The 18871-nt window shown below is 71.1% G+C and carries 5 protein-coding genes; 3 read left to right on the forward strand and 2 right to left on the reverse strand.

Going from position 1 to position 18871, the window contains the following annotated elements:
- Positions 1-196: 196 nt before the first annotated feature.
- Together AC07OA_RS04730 and AC07OA_RS04735 are read left to right on the forward strand one after the other, a co-directional pair.
- A complete protein-coding gene (locus tag AC07OA_RS04730; RefSeq protein WP_494662602.1) occupies positions 197-12997 on the forward strand; it encodes a YDG domain-containing protein in 12801 nt (4266 codons plus the stop codon).
- Positions 12994-14727, forward strand: coding sequence for a ShlB/FhaC/HecB family hemolysin secretion/activation protein (locus tag AC07OA_RS04735; RefSeq protein ID WP_494662603.1), 1734 nt, complete (start codon positions 12994-12996; stop codon positions 14725-14727). Before AC07OA_RS04730 ends, AC07OA_RS04735 begins: the two co-directional genes overlap by 4 nt.
- Here AC07OA_RS04735 and AC07OA_RS04740 read toward each other — a convergent pair.
- Complete coding sequence (locus tag AC07OA_RS04740) at positions 14708-15544, reverse strand: bestrophin-like domain (RefSeq protein ID WP_494662604.1); 837 nt, start codon at positions 15542-15544, stop codon at positions 14708-14710. The two genes, AC07OA_RS04735 and AC07OA_RS04740, sit on opposite strands and share 20 nt — an antisense overlap.
- Positions 15545-15623: 79 nt before the next feature.
- Complete coding sequence (locus AC07OA_RS04745; RefSeq protein WP_494662605.1) at positions 15624-16349, reverse strand: metallopeptidase family protein; 726 nt, start codon at positions 16347-16349, stop codon at positions 15624-15626.
- Between the two features lie 137 nt (positions 16350-16486).
- Between AC07OA_RS04745 and divL the strand changes: the two genes are divergently transcribed.
- Positions 16487-18799, forward strand: a complete 2313-nt coding sequence (divL, locus tag AC07OA_RS04750; protein ID WP_494662606.1) for a cell cycle protein kinase DivL — start codon at positions 16487-16489, stop codon at positions 18797-18799.
- Positions 18800-18871 lie beyond the last annotated feature (72 nt).

The raw sequence follows: 18871 nt of genomic DNA on the forward strand, positions 1-18871 counted from the left end.
TCGAAGCGGGGTCGGCGGGAACGATCCCATAGCCGCATCGGCGCGATCGGCCCACGACTTTCGCGGTCTTTTTTCGCCCCACCGCCCCCTCGAAATTTCCTACGCGGCTTCAAGGGTTTCGCCCCATGGCCCCGCTCGGCGCCCTCGGACATCCTCGCCGGCAAGGGGGGAACGTTTGGGTCCGTGGCGGTGCGCGATGAGTCCAGATCTTCGCTTGGCCTTCCTGTCCGGTTCGATGCTGGCGCGGGCTACGCGCCCTACCCGTCGGCCGCTGATCTCCGCCCTGCTGGGCCTGTCGGTCGCCGCCGGCGCCGGCCACGCCCTGGCCCAGACGGTCCTGCCGACCGGCGGCGCCTTCGTGCGCGGCGAGGGCCAGATCGGCGCGCCCTCGCCCGACGTCCTGACCATCACCCAGTCCAGCGCGCGCGGGGTGATCGACTGGAACAGCTTCTCCATCGGCTCGGCCGGCCAGGTGAACATCCTCAACGGCCAGGGCGCGACGCTGAACCGGGTCCAGGGCGGGCAGATCTCGCGGATCGACGGCATGCTGAGCGCCACGGGCTCGGTCTATCTGATGAACCGGAGCGGGGTGATCGTCGGGGCCGGCGGCAAGGTGCTGGCGGGCGGAAACTTCGTGGCCTCCACCCGCGAGACCAGCCTGGACGGCTTCATGGCCGGCGGCGCCCTGGCCTTCTCCGGGACCTCGTCGGGCGTGATCGTCAACGAAGGCCGGATCGTCTCGACCGGCGGCGACGTGGTGATGATCGCCGCCGCCGTGACCAACCGGGGCGGCATCGAGGCGGCCCAGGGCCGGGCCAGCCTGGTCGCGGCCGACGCGGTGCTGCTGGCCACGACGGACCAGGGCGACCGGGGCCTCTACGTGGCCACGGCGAGCGGCGGCGGCGACCTGACCCAGGAAGGGCGCATCCAGGCCGCGGCGGTGTCGCTGCAGGCCGCGCACGGCAATGTCTACGCCCTGGCCGGCAATCGCGAGGGCCTGGTCCAGGCCACCGGCACGACACGGATCGAGGGCCAGCTGTGGCTGAGCGCGCCGGAGGGCTCGGTCACGGTCGGCGGCGCCCTGTCGGCCACGGCGGCGTCGGGCGAGGGCGGCCAGGTCGTGGTCAACGGCCGGGACGTGACCCTGACCGCCACGGCGCGGGTCTCGGCGACCGGCACGGCCGGGGGCGAGGTTCTGGTCGGGGTCTCCGCCTATCGCGACAAGGACGGCATGGCCCAAAGCGTCACCATCGCCGACGGCGCCGCGCTGCTGGCCGGCGGCCCGGCGGGCGGCGGGCGCATCGAGACCTCGGGCCTGAGCATCGATGTCGGCGCCGCCAGCATCCTGCCGGGCGCCGGCGGCAAGTGGCTGCTGGATCCCAGCGACCTGATCATCGACGACGCCGCGGCCTCGACCATCGTCTCCACCCTCAACACCGGCGCGGGTGTCACCCAGGAGACCGCCAGCGGCACGGGCGGCTCGGGCGACCTGACCGTCCAGGCGCCCATCGTCTGGACCGGCGGCGGCGACCTGACCCTCAGCGCCTATCGCGACCTGGCGGTCAACGCCCAGATCAGCGGCAACGGCTTCGTGACGCTGGAGGCCGGCCGCGACGCCACCATCGCCGCCTCGGTGACCGGCACGAACGTGGTCGTGCCCGCCACCACGACCCTCGTCAGAACCCTGACGATCACGTCCGGCGGTTCGCTGACCGCGACGGCCGGCGACGTGGGCACGTCGTCGAACGGCTTCGTGAACCAGGGCGGGGCGGGAGCGATCAGCGCAACCGGCCTATGGTATGTCCTCACCGACGATCCGGCCTCGACCACCCTGGGCGGGCTGACGCCGGACTTCTTCCAGTACGACATCCTGACCAGCGGCGCCCCGGCGGCGGCGGGCAACGGCGTGCTGTACCGCGCCGCGCCCTCGGCCAGCATCGTCCTGGGCGCCGTGGTCAAGACCTATGACGGCACGACCACCGCCACGCTGAACGCCGGCAACACCACGGTCACGGGCCTGATCGCCGGCGACGACTGGACGCTGGACGGGGTCTATTCCAGCAAGAACGTCGGGACCGGCCTGACGGTGACGACCAGCAACCTCCAGATCACCCAGGGCGGCGTGCCGGTCTACGGTTACGCGATCGCCGATCCGACGCCGACCTCGGCCACAGGCCAGATCACCGCCGCGCCGCTGACCGTATCGGTGGTGGGCGCGCCGACCAAGACCTACAACGCCACCACCAGCGCGACCCTGACCTCGGCCAACTACCAGATCGCGGGCGTGGCGGCGGGCGAGACGATCACCCTGGGCGGGGCGGCCGGGGCGGCCTACGACTCGGCCAACGCCGGGGCGCGGACGGTGACCGTCAGCCTGACCCGGCCGGACTTCGTCGCCGGAAGCGGCGTCGACCTGAACAACTACGTCCTGCCGACCACGGCGACGGGGGCGGGGCTGATCAATCCGGCCACCCTGACGATCACGGGCCTGACGGCCCAGGACAAGGTCTATGACGGCAACGCCGTCGCCACCCTGAACATCTCGGGCGCGGGCCTGTTCGGGGTGATCGGAAGCGACAACGTCACCCTCAACGCCTCGGCCGCGACGGGCCTCTTCCCCGGCAAGGCGGTGGGAACCGACCTGACGGTCAGCGTCAGCGGTTTCGCCCTGAACGGAACCAGCGCCGGCAACTATGTGGTCGGCCAGCCGACCGGCCTGCTGGCCGACATCACCAAGGCCACCATAACCGTCAGCGGGCTGGTGGTGTCCGACAAGGTCTATGACGGAACCACCACCGCCACGATCGACGCCACCGGGGCGACGTTCACCGGCCTGGTCGCGGGCGACATCGTTTCGCTCAATCCGGTCGGCTTCGACTTCACCTCCAAGAATGTCGGCCAGAACATCCCGGTCGTCGCCGGCCCGGTGACCCTGGGCGGCGCCGACAGCGGCAACTACACGGTGTCGGGATCGGCCAGCCTGGCCGGGGACATCACCCCCAGGCCGCTGACGCTGAACGTCATCGGGCCGCCCATCAAGATCTACGACGGCACGACCGCGGCCCGGCTGGGGGCGGGCGACGTGACCATCACGGGCCTGGTCGCCGGCGAGGGGATCACCGCCCTGCAGTCGTCGGGCATCGTCTACGACTCCAAGGACGCAGGGGCGCGGAGCCTGACCGCCACCGTCTCGTCCTCGGACTTCGTGGCCCAGTCCGGCACGCTGCTGTCGAACTACCAGCTGCCCGCCACCGTGACCGCCTCGGGCTTCATCCTGCCCGCGCCGCTCGACATCGGCATCATCGGCAACCCCACCAAGGCCTATGACGGCAACGCCAACGCCAGCCTCGGGGCGTCGAACTACGAGGTCTCGGGCTTCGTCGCCGGCGAGAGCGCCACCGTCACCCAGACCCACGGCCAGTACGCCTCGTCCAACGCCGGGGTGTGGACCGTCTCGGCCACCCTGACCGCCGGCGACTTCAATCCCGCCGCCGGGACGCTGATGTCCAACTACTACATCCCCTCGCCGGTGACGGGCTACGGCACCATCACCCGCCTGGATCCCGGCCCCGGCTTCCTGTTCGTGGGCATTACGGGCAACCCGACCAAGACCTACGACGGCAACACCATCGCGACGCTGAGCCCGGCGGACTACACGATCGACGGCTTCATCCCGGGCGAGAGCGCCACGATCACCCAGACGGTTGGGACCTATGGCGGCAAGGACACCGGCCAGCGCTCGGTCTTCGTGACCCTGACGCCCAGCGACTATGTCGCCGGTCCCAACACCAATCTGGACAACTACAACCTGCCCACCGAGGCCACCGGGATCGGCACGATCCTCAAGGCCCCGCTGACCGTGGCCATCGTCGGCAATCCCACCCACATCTACAACGGGTCGACCACGGCGTTCCTGTCGGCCTCGAACTACCAGTTCACCGGCCTGGTCGGCTCGGAGACCGCCGCCATCGAGCCCACGGTCGTGGCCGACTACGACAGCAAGCTGGTCGGCGCCCGGACGATCACCGCCCCCCTGGTCTCCACCAGCGTGACCTTCGCCAACGGCGGGCTGCGCTCGAACTACATCCTGCCCACCCAGGCGGTCGGTCCCGGAACCATCACCCCCGCGCCCCTGACGATCCTCAACGCCCAGGCCCAGAACAAGGTCTACGACACCACCACCCTGGCCACCCTGAACACCGGGACCGCCGCCCTGTTCGGGGTGATCAGCGGCGACGACGTCACCCTGGGCGCGGGCGGGGCGACCGGGACCTTCGCCACCCGCAATGTCGGGACCGGCATAGCGGTGACCGTCACCGGCTTCACCCTGGGCGGCGCGGACCTGGCCAACTACCAGCTGTTCCAGCCCACCGGCCTCGTCGCCAACATCACCCCCGCCCCGCTGACGGTGGCCAACGTCGTGGCGCTGGACAAGGCCTATGACGCGACCCGCACCGCCACCCTGAACCTCGGAGCGGCCACGCTGCAGGGGGTGCTGGGCGCCGACACGGTCAGCCTGAGCACGGCCGGCGCGGGCGGGCTGTTCAGCCAGTCCAACGTGGGAAACAACCTGCCGGTGGCGGTCAGCGGCCTGACGGTGGGCGGCGCCGACGCGGGAAACTACAGCCTGGCCCAGCCCTCGGGCCTGACCGCCGACATTACCCCGGCCCTGCTGACCGGCGCGATCATCGGCAATCCGACCAAGACCTACAACGGCTCGACCCAGGCCCTGCTGACCACGGCCAACTACAGCCTGACCGGCTTCGTCGCCGGCGAGGGCGGGTCGATCACCCAGGCCTCCAACGCCCGCTACGACCTGGCCGACGCCGGATCGCGCACGGTGCTGGCCGACCTGGTGGTCTCGGACTTCACGGTCAACGCAGGCACCAGCCTGGCCAACTACACCCTACCCACCACGATCACGGGGGCGGGGACGATCAACCAGGCGGTGCTGGCGGCCACCATCGTGGGCAATCCGACCAAGGTCTATGACGACACCACCGCCGCCCACCTGACGAGCGCCAACTACAGCCTGACCGGTTTCGTGGCGGGCCAGGGCGCCAGCGTCACCCAGACCGCCGGGACCTACGACAGCGACAATGTCGGGGCGCGGACCGTCACCACCACCCTGGCCTCGGGCCAGTTCACCGCCAACGGCGGCACGAACCTGGCCAACTACGCCCTGCCGACCACCGCCACCGGGGCGGGGACCATCACCCCGGCCAGCGTGCAGGTGATCAACGTCACCGCCCAGGACAAGGTCTATGACGGCAATACCAGCGCGGTCCTGAACAGCGGGGCGGCGACTCTGTCGGGCGTGCTGGGGGCCGACGTGGTCAGCGTCGTCTCGGGCGGCGCGAGCGGGACCTTCGCCAGCAAGAACGTCGGGACCAACATCGTCGTCACCGCCACCGGCTACGCCCTGGGCGGCGCCGACGCGGGCAACTATGTCGTGGTCCAGCCCACGGGGCTGGTCGCCGACATCTTCCAGGCGACCCTGGCCCTGGCCTCGGTGACCAAGGTCTATGACGCGGGGCTGGGCGTACCGACCGTGGGCAGCGCCTACGGCCTGGCGGGCGTGGTCGGCGGCGACTCGGTGGGGGTGAACGCCGGCGGCATCACGGGCGGCTACGCCGACAAGAACGTCGGGAGCGGCATCGGCGTGACCCTGGCGGGCGTGGCCCTGAACGGGGCGGACGCGGGCAACTACACGATCGCGGCCACCACCACCAACGCCCCCATCGGGATCATCACCCCGGCCTCGCTGCAGGTGATCGGGGTGCTGGCCAACGACAAGGTCTACGACCAGACGGCCACGGCGATCCTGAACAACACCGGCGCGGGCCTGTCGGGCGTGCTGGGCTCCGACGACGTGACCCTGCAGACGGGCGCCAGCAGCGGCCTCTTCTACAACGCCGCCCTCACCGCCCCGGACGCCAACGCCGGGGTCAACAAGCCCGTGATCGCCGGCGGCTACGCCGTCACGGGGGGCGACGCGGGCAACTATGTCGTGGTCCAGCCTCAGGGCCTGACGGCGACCATCACCCCCGCCCCGATCAGCCTGCTGGCCGTGACCAAGACATACGACGGCCTGCTGACCCTGCCCACGGCCGCCTCGGCCTACCAGTTCAGCGGCGTCTATTCCGGCGACACGGTCACGGCCAACACCTCGGGCCTGTCCGGCGGCTACGCCACCAAGAACGTGGCGGGGAGCCTGAGCGGCGGGGTGGTGACCGGCGGGATCAATGTCACCCTCAGCGGCCTGTCGCTGTCGGGCGCCAGCGCCGGCAACTACACGATCTCCCCGACCGTCACGGCCCAGCCCATCGGGATCATCACCCCCAAGGTCCTGACCGTCAGCATCGTCGGCGATCCCACCCGGGTCTACGACACCACCACCAACGCCACCCTCACTTCGACCGACTACGACCTGGTCGGGGTGGTGGCCGGCGAGACCCTGACGATCACCGAGACGGCGGGCGTCTACGACAGCAAGAACGTCGGGACCCGCACGGTGACCGCCACCCTGACCAGCGGCGACTTCGCCACCGGCGGCGGCGCTCTGCTGACCAACTACACCCTGCCTGTCACCGCCTCGGGGACCGGCCACATCACCCCCGCCCAGGCCTCGGTGGCCGGGGCGGTCGCCAACGACAAGGTCTATGACGGCACGGTCGCCGCGACGCTCGACAACACCGGAACGTCCCTGGTCGGCCGCCTGGGCTCGGACGACCTGCAGCTGGTCAACGCCACCACCGGGACCTTCGGCGACCCCAATGTCGGGATCGGCAAGACGGTGACGACCACCGGTTACGCCCTGAGCGGCGCGGACGCCGGCAACTACGTCCTGACCCAGCCCGGCTACCTGACCGCCGACATCACCCAGGCCCTGCTCAGCCTGATCAAGGTGACACGGGTCTATACGGCCGGAACCACCCTGCCGACCGCGTCCTCGGCCTACACCCTGTCGGGCGTGGTCGTCGGCGACGACGTGATCGTCGACACCTCGAGCCTGACGGGGAACTACGCCAGCAAGAACGTCGGCACGGGGATCAATGTCAGCCTGACGGGCCTGGCTCTCGGCGGGACCGACCAGGGCAACTATTCCATCGGCCCGACCCTGACCAACGCCCCCATCGGCGAGATCACCCCGGCCACGGTCAGCCTCACCGGCATGCTGGCCAATACCAAGACCTACGACGCCACCACGACACTCACCCTGAACAACACCGGCACGACGGTTTTGGGGATCCTGGGCAGCGACGACCTGGACGTCGACAGCACGGGCTCCTCGGCCAGCTTCCCCTCGGCCAACGCCGGGACCTATCTGGTCAACGCCAACGGCTACGCCCTGACGGGGGCGGACGCCGGCAACTACGTCCTGACCCAGCCGACGGGGATCTCGGCGACCATCGATCCCAAGACCCTGACCGCCCTGATCGTCGGCGACCCCACCAAGATCTACGACGCCGCCACCGCCGCGACCCTGACCGCGACCGACTACCAGCTGAACGGCTTCGTCGCTGGACAGGGGGCCACCGTCACCCGGACGACCGGCGTCTATGGCTCGGCCGACGCCGGCCTGCGGGCGGTGACCGCCACCCTGGGCGCGGGCGACTTCACGGCCAACGGCGGCACGCTGCTGACCAACTACGTCCTGCCCACTACCGCCACGGGGACCGGGCACATCACCCCCAAGACCCTGACGGCGACCATCATCGGCAATCCAACCAAGACCTACGACGCCACCACCGGCGCGGTCCTGACCGGGGCCAACTATCAGCTGACGGGCTTCGTGGCCGGACAGGGCGCCAGCGTCACCCAGACCGCCGGAGCCTACGACTTCGCCGACGCCGGGGCCCGGACGGTCACCGCCATCCTGACCGGCGGCGACTTCACGGCCAACGGCGGCACGACCCTGTCCAACTACGTCCTGCCGCTGACCGCCAGCGGGGCCGGGGCCATCGATCCCAAGGCCCTGACCGCCACCATCGTCGGCGATCCCACCAAGGTCTATGACGCCACCACCGCCGCGACCCTGGCCTCGGGCAACTACAGCCTGAGCGGCTTCGTGGTCGGCCAGGGCGCGACCGTCACCCAGACCGCCGGCCTCTACGGCTCGGCCGACGCGGGCGCGCGCACCGTCACCGCCGGCCTGGGCGCGGGCGACTTCACCGCCAACGGCGGGACCCTGCTGACCAACTACGTCCTGCCGACCACCGCCACGGGCACGGGCCACATCACGCCCAAGACCCTGACCGCGACCATCATCGGCAATCCGACCAAGACCTACGACGCCACCACCGCCGCCGTGCTGAGCGGGGCCAATTACCAGCTGACCGGCTTCGTCGCCGGACAGGGCGCGAGCGTCACCGAGACCGCCGGGACCTACGACTCGCCCAATGCCGGATCGCGCACCGTCACCGCCAGCCTGGGCGCCGGCGACTTCACGGCCAACGGCGGCACGACCCTCGCCAACTACGTCCTGCCCGTGGCCGCCGTCGGCGGCGGGACCATCGACCCCAAGGCCCTGACCGCGACCATCATCGGCCTGCCGACCAAGACCTACGACGCCACCACCGACATCGCCCTGACCGCCGGCAACTACAGCCTGTCCGGCTTCGTCGCGGGCCAGGGCGCGAGCGTCACCGAGACCGCCGGCCACTACGGCTCGGCCGACGCCGGCATCCGGCTAGTCACCGCCAACCTGGACGCCGCCGACTTCACCGCCGACGGCGGGACCCTGCTCTCCAACTACGTCCTGCCCGCCACCGCCACCGGTGGCGGCCTGATCCGCAAGGCGCAGCTGACGGCGGTCATCCTCAGCGACCCGACCAAGACCTATGACGGAAACACCTCGGCCGTGCTCAGCAACTACCTGCTGACCGGCTTCGTCTCCGGCCAGGGCGCGCTCGTCACCCAGACCAGCGGAACCTATGACAACGCCAACGCCGGCCTGCGCACCGTCACCGCCCAGCTAGGCAGCCCCAACTTCACGGCCAATGCCGGCACGACCCTCTCCAACTACATCCTGCCGACCACCGCCACCGGCGTCGGCCACATCACGCCCCGGGGCCTGACCGTCACCATCGTGGGCGACCCCACCAAGACCTATGACGGCGCGACCACCGCCACCCTGGACGCGGCCGACTACCTGCTGGCCGGCTTCGTCTCGGGCGAGGGGGCCAGCGTCACCGAGACGGCCGGGACCTACGACAGCGCAGACGCCGGGGCGCGCACCGTGACCGCCAGCCTGGGGGCGAGCGACTTCACCGCCAGCGGCGGGACCCTGCTGTCCAACTACGTCCTGCCCGTCACCGCCTCGGGCGCGGGCCATATCGACCGAGCGACCCTGACGGCCGGCCTCTCCGGCGTGACCAAGGTCTATGACGGCACGACGGCCGCGGTTCTGGGCGCGACCAACTACACCCTGACCGGCTTCGTGCTGGGCGAGGGGGCGAGCGTCACCGAGACGGCCGGGATCTACGGCTCGCCCAACGCCGGGCCGCGCACGGTCACCGCCACCCTGGACGGCGGCGATTTCGTCGCCACGGGATCCACCAACCTTGCCAACTACGTGCTGCCGACCACGGCGACCGGCACGGGCCTGATCCAGCGCGCGACCCTGACGGCCCTGATCGTGGGCGACCCCACCAAGACCTATGACGCCACCACCGCCGCCGTCCTGACCGGCGCCAACTATCAGCTCACCGGCTTCGTCTCCGGCGAGGGCGCGAGCGTCGGCCAGACCGGCGGGACCTACGCCTCGGCGGACGCCGGCGCGCGGCTGGTGACGGCGAACCTGGCGGCCGGCGACTTCACCGCCACCGGCGCGACCCTGCTGTCCAACTACGTGCTGCCGACCACCGCCATGGGCCTGGGCCACATCGATCCCAAGACCCTGACCGCCGTGCTGACGGGCGTGGCCAAGACCTATGACGGGACCACCGTCGCATCCCTGGGCGGCGGCAACTACATCCTGACCGGCTTCGTCGCCGGACAGGGCGCCGGCGTGACCCAGGCCACCGGCGCCTACGCCCAGGCCGATGTCGGACTGCGCGCGGTGACAAGCACCCTCTCAGCCGGAGACTTCGCCGCCGACGCCGGCACCAACCTTGCCAACTACGTCCTGCCGACCACGGCCGCGGGCCTGGGCCGCATCGACGCCGCCGCCCTGATCGCCAACCTGATCGGCGTGACCAAGACCTACGACGCCACCACCGGCGCGGTCCTGACCACGGCCAACTACCAGATCACCGGCTGGGTGGGCGGCGACGGCGCGGTCGTCACCGAGACGATCGGGACCTACGACTCGGCCAATGCCGGCACGCGCGGCGTGACCGCCGCCCTGGGCGCCGGCGACTTCACGGCCACCGGTTCGACCCAGCTGTCCAACTACGTCCTGCCCACCCTGGCGACCGGCACGGGGACGATCGACCCCAAGGCCCTGCTGGTGCTCCTGGTCGGCGACCCCACCAAGGTCTACGACGCCACCACGGCCGCCGCCCTGGTCTCGGCCAACTACCAGCTGACCGGCTTCGTCGCCGGACAGGGCGCGACCGTCACGCGGACGGACGGCGTCTACGGCTCGGCCGACGCGGGCCTGCGCACCGTCACCGCCACCCTGGGAGCCGGCGATTTCACCGCCGACAGCGGCACCCTGCTGTCGAACTACGTCCTGCCGACCACGGCCGTGGGCACGGGCCATATCGACCGCGCCCTGCTGACCGCCCTCATCGTGGGCACGCCGACCAAGACCTATGACGCGACCACCACCGCGACCCTGACCTCGGCCAACTATCAGCTGACCGGCTTCGTCGCCGGACAGGGCGCCAGCGTCGGCCAGGCCGCCGGCCTCTACGACTCCGCCAACGCCGGAACGCGCACGGTCACGGCCAGCCTGGGCGGCGGCGATTTCATCGCCGACGGCGGCACGAACCTTTCGAACTACGTCCTACCGGTCACCGCCAGCGGGGCCGGGCGCATCGATCCCAGGGCGCTGACGGCCCTGATCGTCGGCGATCCCACCAAGACCTACGACGCCACCACGGCGGCCGCCCTGACCGGCGCCAACTACAGCCTGGCCGGCTTCGTGGCGGGCGAGGGCGCGTCGGTGTCCCAGGCCGCCGGGGTCTATGGCTCGGCCGACGCGGGCCTGCGGACCGTGACCGCGACGCTCGGCGCCGGCGACTTCACGGCCGACGGCGGGACCCTGCTGTCCAACTACGTCCTGCCCGTCACCGCCACGGGAACCGGCCATATCGATCCCAAGACCCTGACGGTCCTGATCCTCGGCGACCCGACCAAGACCTATGACGCCACCACCGTCGCGACCCTGACCTCGGCCAATTACGGCCTGACCGGCTTCGTCGGCGGCCAGGGCGCGACCGTCACCCGGACGGTCGGCGTCTATGGCTCGGCCGACGCGGGCGCGCGCACGGTGACCGCGTCGCTGGACACCGGCGACTTCGCCGCCGACAGCGGCACGACCCTTTCCAACTACGTCCTGCCGACCACCGCCACGGGTCTGGGCCATATCGACCGGGCGGTGCTGACCGCCGGCATCGTGGGCGATCCGACCAGGATCTATGACGCCACCACCGCCGCCACCCTGACCGGCGCCAATTTCCTGCTGACCGGCTTCGTCGCTGGACAGGGCGCCGACGTGGGCCAGACCGCCGGACTCTACGATTCCGCCAACGCCGGGAGCCGCACGGTGACCGCCACGCTCGGCGCCGGCGACTTCACGGCGAACGGCGGCACGAACCTCTCCAACTATGTGTTGCCGGTCACCGCCAGCGGGGCCGGGACCATCGACCGGGCCACCCTGACCGCTTCGTTGGTGGGCGGTCCGACCAAGACCTATGACGGCACGACGGCCGCGACCCTGGGGTCGGGCGACTACGCCCTGACCGGCTTCGTCGCCGGGGAAGGCGCCGCCGTCACCCAGACCGCCGGCCTCTACGACGCCAAGGATGCGGGCGTCCGCACCGTGACGGCCAGCCTGGGGACCAGCGACTTCACCGCCGACGCCGGCACCCTGCTGACCAACTACGTCCTGCCGACCACCGCCACGGGCCAGGGCCGGATCGACCCCAGGGCCCTGACGGCGTCGCTGACCGGCGTCTCCAAGACCTACGACGCCACCACCGCCGCGACCCTGACCTCGGGCAGCTATGTCCTGACCGGCTTCGTGGCCGGCGAAGGGGCCGTCGTGGGCCAGACGGCCGGGACCTACGACTCGGCCAACGCCGGGGCGCGCACGGTTTCCACCACCCTGTCGGCGGGCGACTTCGCCGCCACGGGCGCGACCCTGCTCTCCAACTACGTCCTGCCGATCCAAGCCCAGGGCGCGGGCGTGATCGACCGTGCGCCGCTGACGGCGACGATCATCGGCGGTCCTAGCAAGGCATACGACGGCAACGCCGAGGCGACCCTGACCTCCGGCAACTACCGGCTGACGGGCTTTGTCGGCGGACAGGGCGCGACCGTCACCCAGACCGTCGGGACCTACGACTCCCCCGAGCCGGGCTTCCGCACGGTCACGGCGATCCTGGGCGCGGGCGACTACGTCGCTTCCGACGGGACCCTGCTGACGAACTACGAGTTGCCGACATCCGCCTCAGGTCCCGGGCGGATCGGCGAGCCGGCGCCCGCCCCGACGCCGCCCGATCCGGAGACGTGCCTGACCGCGCCGTCCGAAGCCTGCCGCCAGCTGTTCGACCTGGCGCGCGCCCTCGGCAATCCCCGCTTCTACGTGCCCTATCCGGTGTCCGGCGGCCTGTATCTCGGCCGCACCAACGGCCTGGGCGACCTGCCCGCGCGCTTCCGGATCGCCATGCCCACGGCCGCGCCAGACGAGCTGCTGTTCGTCGGCGGCGCGCCCATCGCCAATTCCACCGAGGACGTACTGCTGATGGGCGACCGCCAGACGCATTGGAGCCTGAGGTTCGTGGTCCGCTCCGCCGCCGCCGACATCGGTGCGGTGCAACCTTGAACGCTATCCCCCCCACGGCCATCGGCCTGGTCCTGGCCGTCGCCCTGGCGCCCCTGGCCGCCCGCGCCCAGAACTTCGACCGGGTGATCCCCGCCCCGCCCCAGCCGGCCCCGCCTCCCGCGGTCGCCCCGCCCCCCGCGCCGCCGCCGCTGAGCCAGGACCAGACCGTGCTGGTCCCGCGCCTGGAGGGACTGGTCTTCGTCGCCAGCCCGGAGGCCCTGCAACCCGGCGGCGTCGCGCCTCCGCCCGGTGGTCTGGCCGCGCCGGGCCTGCCCCTGCTGTCGACCCCGGAATTCGCCGGCGTGGCCCGCGCCTATCTGGGACATCCCCTGACCCGCGCCGACCTCGACCGCCTGGCCGCATCCGTCCGCGCCGCCTACCGCGCCGCCGGGCGGCCGTTCATGGACGTGGTCGCCCCACCCCAGAACATCCAGAACGGCGTCGTCCAGATCGTGGTCGCCGAGTTCCGGGTGGGCGAGGTCGCCATCCAGGGCAACCGCTACTTCTCGTCCGAGACCATCCGGCGGCTGGGCGGGATCGAGGGCGGCGAGATCCTGACCCTGCCGCTGATGCGCTCGGCCCTGGACGGCTACAACCAGAACGCCTTCCTCAGCGTCGACGCGGTGATGCGGCCCGGGAGCCGTCCCGGCCAGAGCGACCTGGTGCTGACCGCCCGCGACCGCCGCCCCTTCCGGGTCTATGCCGGCTACGACAACCAGGGTGTCCGCACCCTGGGGCGCGACGAATGGAACGTCGGATTCAACTGGGGCAACGTGCTGGGGCGGGGCGGCACCTTCTCGTACCAGTACACCCGCAGTTTTTCGGGCCGCTACACCTCCCACTCGTTCAGCGAGGTGGCGCCCCTGAAGGGCGGCGACCGGCTGCTGCTCTTCGGGGCCTACGCCACCCAGAAGCCCGAGATCGCCCCGATCTTCGCCAGCAAGGGTCATTCGGGCCAGCTCAGCGCCCGCTGGGCCCATCCGGTGGTGGGGGCGGGTTCGGTAAAGCAGGTGCTGCAGCTGGGCGTCGACTACAAGACCGTGGACAACACCCTGGAATTCCTGGGCTTTCGCCTGCTGGACAGCGAGGTGTCTCTGGTCCAGTTCCCGGTCGTCTATTCCCTGACCGCCCCCGACCGCGCCGGCCAGACCGACATCGAGAACGCCGCGATCCTGTCGCCCGGGGATCTCGCGCCCCACAACGGCGACGTCGAGATCGGCTCGCTGGTCCCGGGCGGCCGCTCGTCCTACGCCTATGACCGCCTCAGCGTCACCCGCACCACCCTCCTGCCCAAGGGCGCGCGGTGGATCGCGCGGGGCGTGGCCCAGATCGCCAGCGGCAACCTGCCCTACAGCGAGCAGCTGGGCGCGGGCGGCCTGGGCAGCGTGCGCGGCTACGACACCAACATCGCCCTGGGCTCGAACGGGGTGATCCTCAGCCAGGAACTGCGCGCCCCACCGTTCAGCCCCTCGCGCGCGTTCGGCTCCAGGAGCGACATGGACGACCGGCTGCAGTTGGGCCTCTTCGTCGACTACGCCAAGCTGAACCAGCCCAAGGCCTATCCGGACCTGATCGACGAGGCCGAGCTGGCCAGCGTGGGCATGAACGCCCACTACACCATCGGCCGCCTGTTCGCCCTGCAGCTGGAATGGGGCTCTCAGCTGCGCAAGGCCCCGGGCGCGCGCCGCAAGGAAGACCAGGTCGCCGTGGTTATGTCGCTGGGCTTTTGAACTTGTCGTAGACGCCCGGCGACTGGCTCTTCAGCGATCGCACCAGCTCCTCCATCGGCCGCTGGCTCTCGGTGACGCCGCCCAGGACGGGCCGATTGATGTCGACGATCAGGATCAGCGACAGGGTCAGGAGGGCCAAGAGATGCAGGGCGGCCATGCGCCCCCGCGCGCCCTTCAGCACATAGCCCAGCACCCCGGCCGTGGTGATCAGATAGACGAACAGCACCCCGAACACCTCGGTCGGCACCCGGGCGGCGCGGGCGGTCTTGCGCGAGGCGTCCAGGTCGATCAGGGCGTTGATCGAGTCGAGATAGGTGCTGGAAAAATCCAGGCCCTTGATACTGTCGAACGAGGCGCTGGTGGCGGCCCAGATGTCGGTGATCAGGGCGTCGTTGGTCGCAAGGTAGCCGTTCTGCTCCGGACTGCCCGGAAGGGCCTTGGCCAGGACGACACGATTGTCGGCATAGCGGACCAGCAGGCCGCTCATCCGCGCCCGATGCGGCTCGGTCAGCAGCTGGGCGCGCAGATAGGCCGTGCCGATGGCGTTGGCCTCTTCCAGCACCAGCACGCGGCGGGCGTCGAAGCGGTCGATGGCCAGGGAGAAGGTGAAACCCATCAGCAGGGCCAGCAGGCCCAGCACCGCCGAGACGATGTAGCCCTGGCCGCCGTCGTCCTCGCCCTTGGGTCCGCTGTCGCCGACGGCCCGGTGCAGGGCCATGCCGACGATGGCCGCCAGGAGCATCGCGCCGAACAGCATCAGCGCGACCCAGAAGAGGTTCGTACGCGTCAGCCAGGTATCGAAAGCTTGCCAGTCCATGGCCGCATCATCGACGAGGCCCGGTCCCGGGCCATCCGGCGAACACCCTAGAAATCCTGGGAAAATCCCTCGCCGCGCCTTAGGAGCGCTCGACCGCGTCTATGCCTTCGTCGCTGAAGCCGAAGTGGTGGGCCACCTCGTGCACGAACACGTGCTCGACCAGGGTCTCGAAGCCGACGTCGCCCTCGGACCACTCGTCCAGGATCGGGCGGCGGAACAGCCGGATGCTGGACGGCCCCGGGGTCACGTCGAACACGCTGCGGCGGGTCAGGTCGACGCCCTCGTAGACCCCGGTCAGCTCGAAGGCGTCCTCGATACCCAGGGCGTCCAGCACCTCGTCGTCGGCGAACTCGTCCACCCGGATGCGGACGTCGCCCACGGCGGCCTTGATCGCCGGCGGCAGGTTGGCGAAAGCCCGGCCGCCGACTTCGACGAAATCCTCCAGGGACGGCGAACGGACGCCGGCCCAGGCGCTGCCGGCGGCCGCGAACGGGACGGTCGGCGCGGTCCCGCCCAGTTCCTCGGCCAGCACCCCGGCGACCAGGGCGTCCAGGGCGACGTCGCCGCGCTCGCACCATTCGTCGAGAAGGGCCCGGCGATAGACGGTCAGGGTTCCACGGTCGAAATGGGCCGTCAGGCCGAAGGCGTCGGCCACGCCCAGGGCGTCCAGCAAGGCGTCGGGCGCGAAGTCCTCGACCCGCAGGGCGATCCCGGCGGCCCGGGGACCCGGCAGACCCTCCAGCGCCTGGCGCGCCAGGGCGGCGAAGTCGTCGAGCGACGGGGCGAGGCGGTCGGTCCAGGTCATGCTTCGTACATAGGCCGATCGCCGTGATAAGCCAGTCCGGCAGCCCCGCGACGGCAGCGCTCATCGCCCTCTGGCCATGCGCGGCCTAATCTGGGAATCTGATTCGAAATTCCCCCTAGAGGCGAACCCCCAGCCTGATGACCTCGTCCGACTTGATCCTGGCCGCGACGGCCGGCGCGGTCTGCCTCGCCCTCTGCGCCACCCTGTGGGCGATGGCTCAGCGACGGCGGTTCGAGAGCCATGCCGCCCACCTGAAGGCCCGCGCCGAGGCGCTGGAATATCGGCTGATGGACAGCCAGGGCGCGGCCGAGGCCTTCGACAGCGCGGTGGTCGCCATCCACGACGCGGGCGTGCACCTGGTCTCGGGCGAGGACGCCCTGGTCGAATGCGCCCGCATCCTCGACGTCCCGGCCGACGCCCAGGCCGTGGTCGCGGCCCTGGTCAAGGCCGATCCGGACTACGCCCACAAGCTGGGCGCCCTGTTCGAGCGCGGGACGGTCTGCGCCTTCGAGGCGCGCGGCCCCCTCGGCGGGGTGATGGTCGAGGGCCGGGCGGCCGGGACCCGCGCCTGGCTGCGCCTGGCCGCGGCGGCCGCCGACGAGACCGGCCTGCCCGACGCCGGCCGCTTCGCCGCCTTCATGGACGGCCTGATCGAGCCCGCCTGGATCGCCGGCGCCGACGGCGCGCCGGTCTGGGGCAACGCGGCCTATCTGCGGGCCGTCGGGGTCGAGTCCGCCCAGGACGCCGCGCGCGAGAACAAGTCCATCGACCGCGCCGCCGACGCCCTGGCCATCGAGGCCGCCAAGGCCGGATCCCTGCGCGAAGCCGTCCGCCTGGTGCCCATCGACGGTCGCCGCCGCGCCCTGCGCTTCTCGGCCCAGCCGCTGGACGGCGGCGGGGTGGGGGTGTTCAGCAGCGACGTCACCGAGGTCGAGGACATGCGCGACGCGCTGAAGAAGCACGTCGAGGCCCACGACGAGACGCTGAACCACATCGCCGACGCCGTGGCCATCTTCAGCCAGAGCCGCCGCCTGGCCTTCCACAACACCGCCTTCGCCGACCTGTGGGGCCTGGAGCCGGCCTGGCTGGCCGACCGCCCCACCCACGGCGAGGTGCTGGACCGCCTGCGCCAGCGCCGCCGCCTGCCCGAGACGGTCGACTACGCCAAGTGGAAGGCCGCCGAACTGGCCCGCTACGAGGACCTGGGACCCCAGCCCGACGAGTTGTGGGACCTGCCCGACGGCCGCACCCTGCGCGTCGTGCGCCAGCCTCACCCGCTGGGCGGCATGCTGCTGCTCTATTCCGACATCACCGGCGAACTGAAACTCAAGGCCCAGTACAACGCCCTGATCCAGGTGCAGCAGGCCACGCTGGACAAGCTGAACGACGCCGTGGCCGTGTTCGGCTCGGACGGTCGCCTGCGGCTGCACAACGAAGCCTTCGAGACCTTCTGGAACGTCTCGGCCCAGGCCCTGGAGGCGGCGGTCGACTTCGAGGGCGTGGTCGAGCTTTGCGTGCCGCGCCTGCACGACCTTTCGTTCTGGCGCGAGCTGAAGGGCCGGGTGGCCGATCCCGATCCGCAGATGCGCGCCCCGACCTCGGGCGAGACCCGCACCTCGGACAACCGGATCATCGTCTATCAGAGCCGCCCCCTGCCGGACGGCGCGACCCTGATCGCCTTCGCCGACGTCACCGACACCCGCGCCCTGCAGAACGCCCTGGACGACCGCTCCGCCGCCCTGGCCGAGGCCGAGCGGCTCAAGCGCGACTTCGTGGGCAACGTCTCCTACGAGCTGCGCACCCCGCTGACGACGATCATCGGGTATTCGGAGCTCTTGGAGCGCGCCGACGGCCTCTCCGAACGCAGCCGGGGCCACGTGGCCTCGGTCCGCTCGGCCGCCACCCAGCTGGCCCGCTCGATCGACGACGTGCTGGACATGGCCCAGATCGACGCCGGCGAGATGGCGCTGGAGATCGAGGACATCCGCGTGGCGGGCCTGCTGGCCGACGCCCAGGAGCGCTCGCTGAAGGCGGCGCAATTGGGGGGCGTCACCCTGTCGGTCGAATGCGACAAGGACGTCGGCCTGATCCGGGGCGACCACAAGCGCCTGTCGCAGATCCTGGACCACCTGATCGAGAACGCACTGCGCCAGACCCCGCCGGACGGGGTGGTCACCCTGTCGGCGCGCCGGGCCCTGGGCGAGGTGCGGCTGGACGTGTCGGACACCGGCCGAGGCGTGCCCTTCCACGTCCAGGCCCACATCTTCGACCGGTTCGTCGGGCGGGATCGCGGCGGTCCAGGCCTGGGCCTGGCCCTGGTCAAGGCGCTGGTCGAGCTGCACGGCGGCTGGGTGGCGCTGGAGAGCGAGCCGGGTTCCGGCTCGACGTTCACCTGCCATCTGCCGGAGACGCAGCAGCCTGGCGCGGCGCAGCCGGAGTTCGGGTTTTAGGGTTAGCCTAGCGCGGCTAACACTTGCCCCCTTCGGGCCTTCGGCCCTCCTTCCCCCGTAGGGGGAAGAGGA

Source organism: Caulobacter sp. GW821-FHT09B08 (assembly GCF_059418225.1).

Excerpts from the sequence above, each read along its gene's own strand:
- AC07OA_RS04740 (WP_494662604.1), bottom strand. The coding sequence starts at position 15,544 with ATGGACTGGCAAGCTTTCGATACCTGGCTGACGCGTACGAACCTCTTC.
- AC07OA_RS04730 (WP_494662602.1), top strand. The coding sequence starts at position 197 with ATGAGTCCAGATCTTCGCTTGGCCTTCCTGTCCGGTTCGATGCTGGCG.
- divL (WP_494662606.1), top strand. The coding sequence starts at position 16,487 with ATGACCTCGTCCGACTTGATCCTGGCCGCGACGGCCGGCGCGGTCTGC.
- AC07OA_RS04745 (WP_494662605.1), bottom strand. The coding sequence starts at position 16,349 with ATGACCTGGACCGACCGCCTCGCCCCGTCGCTCGACGACTTCGCCGCC.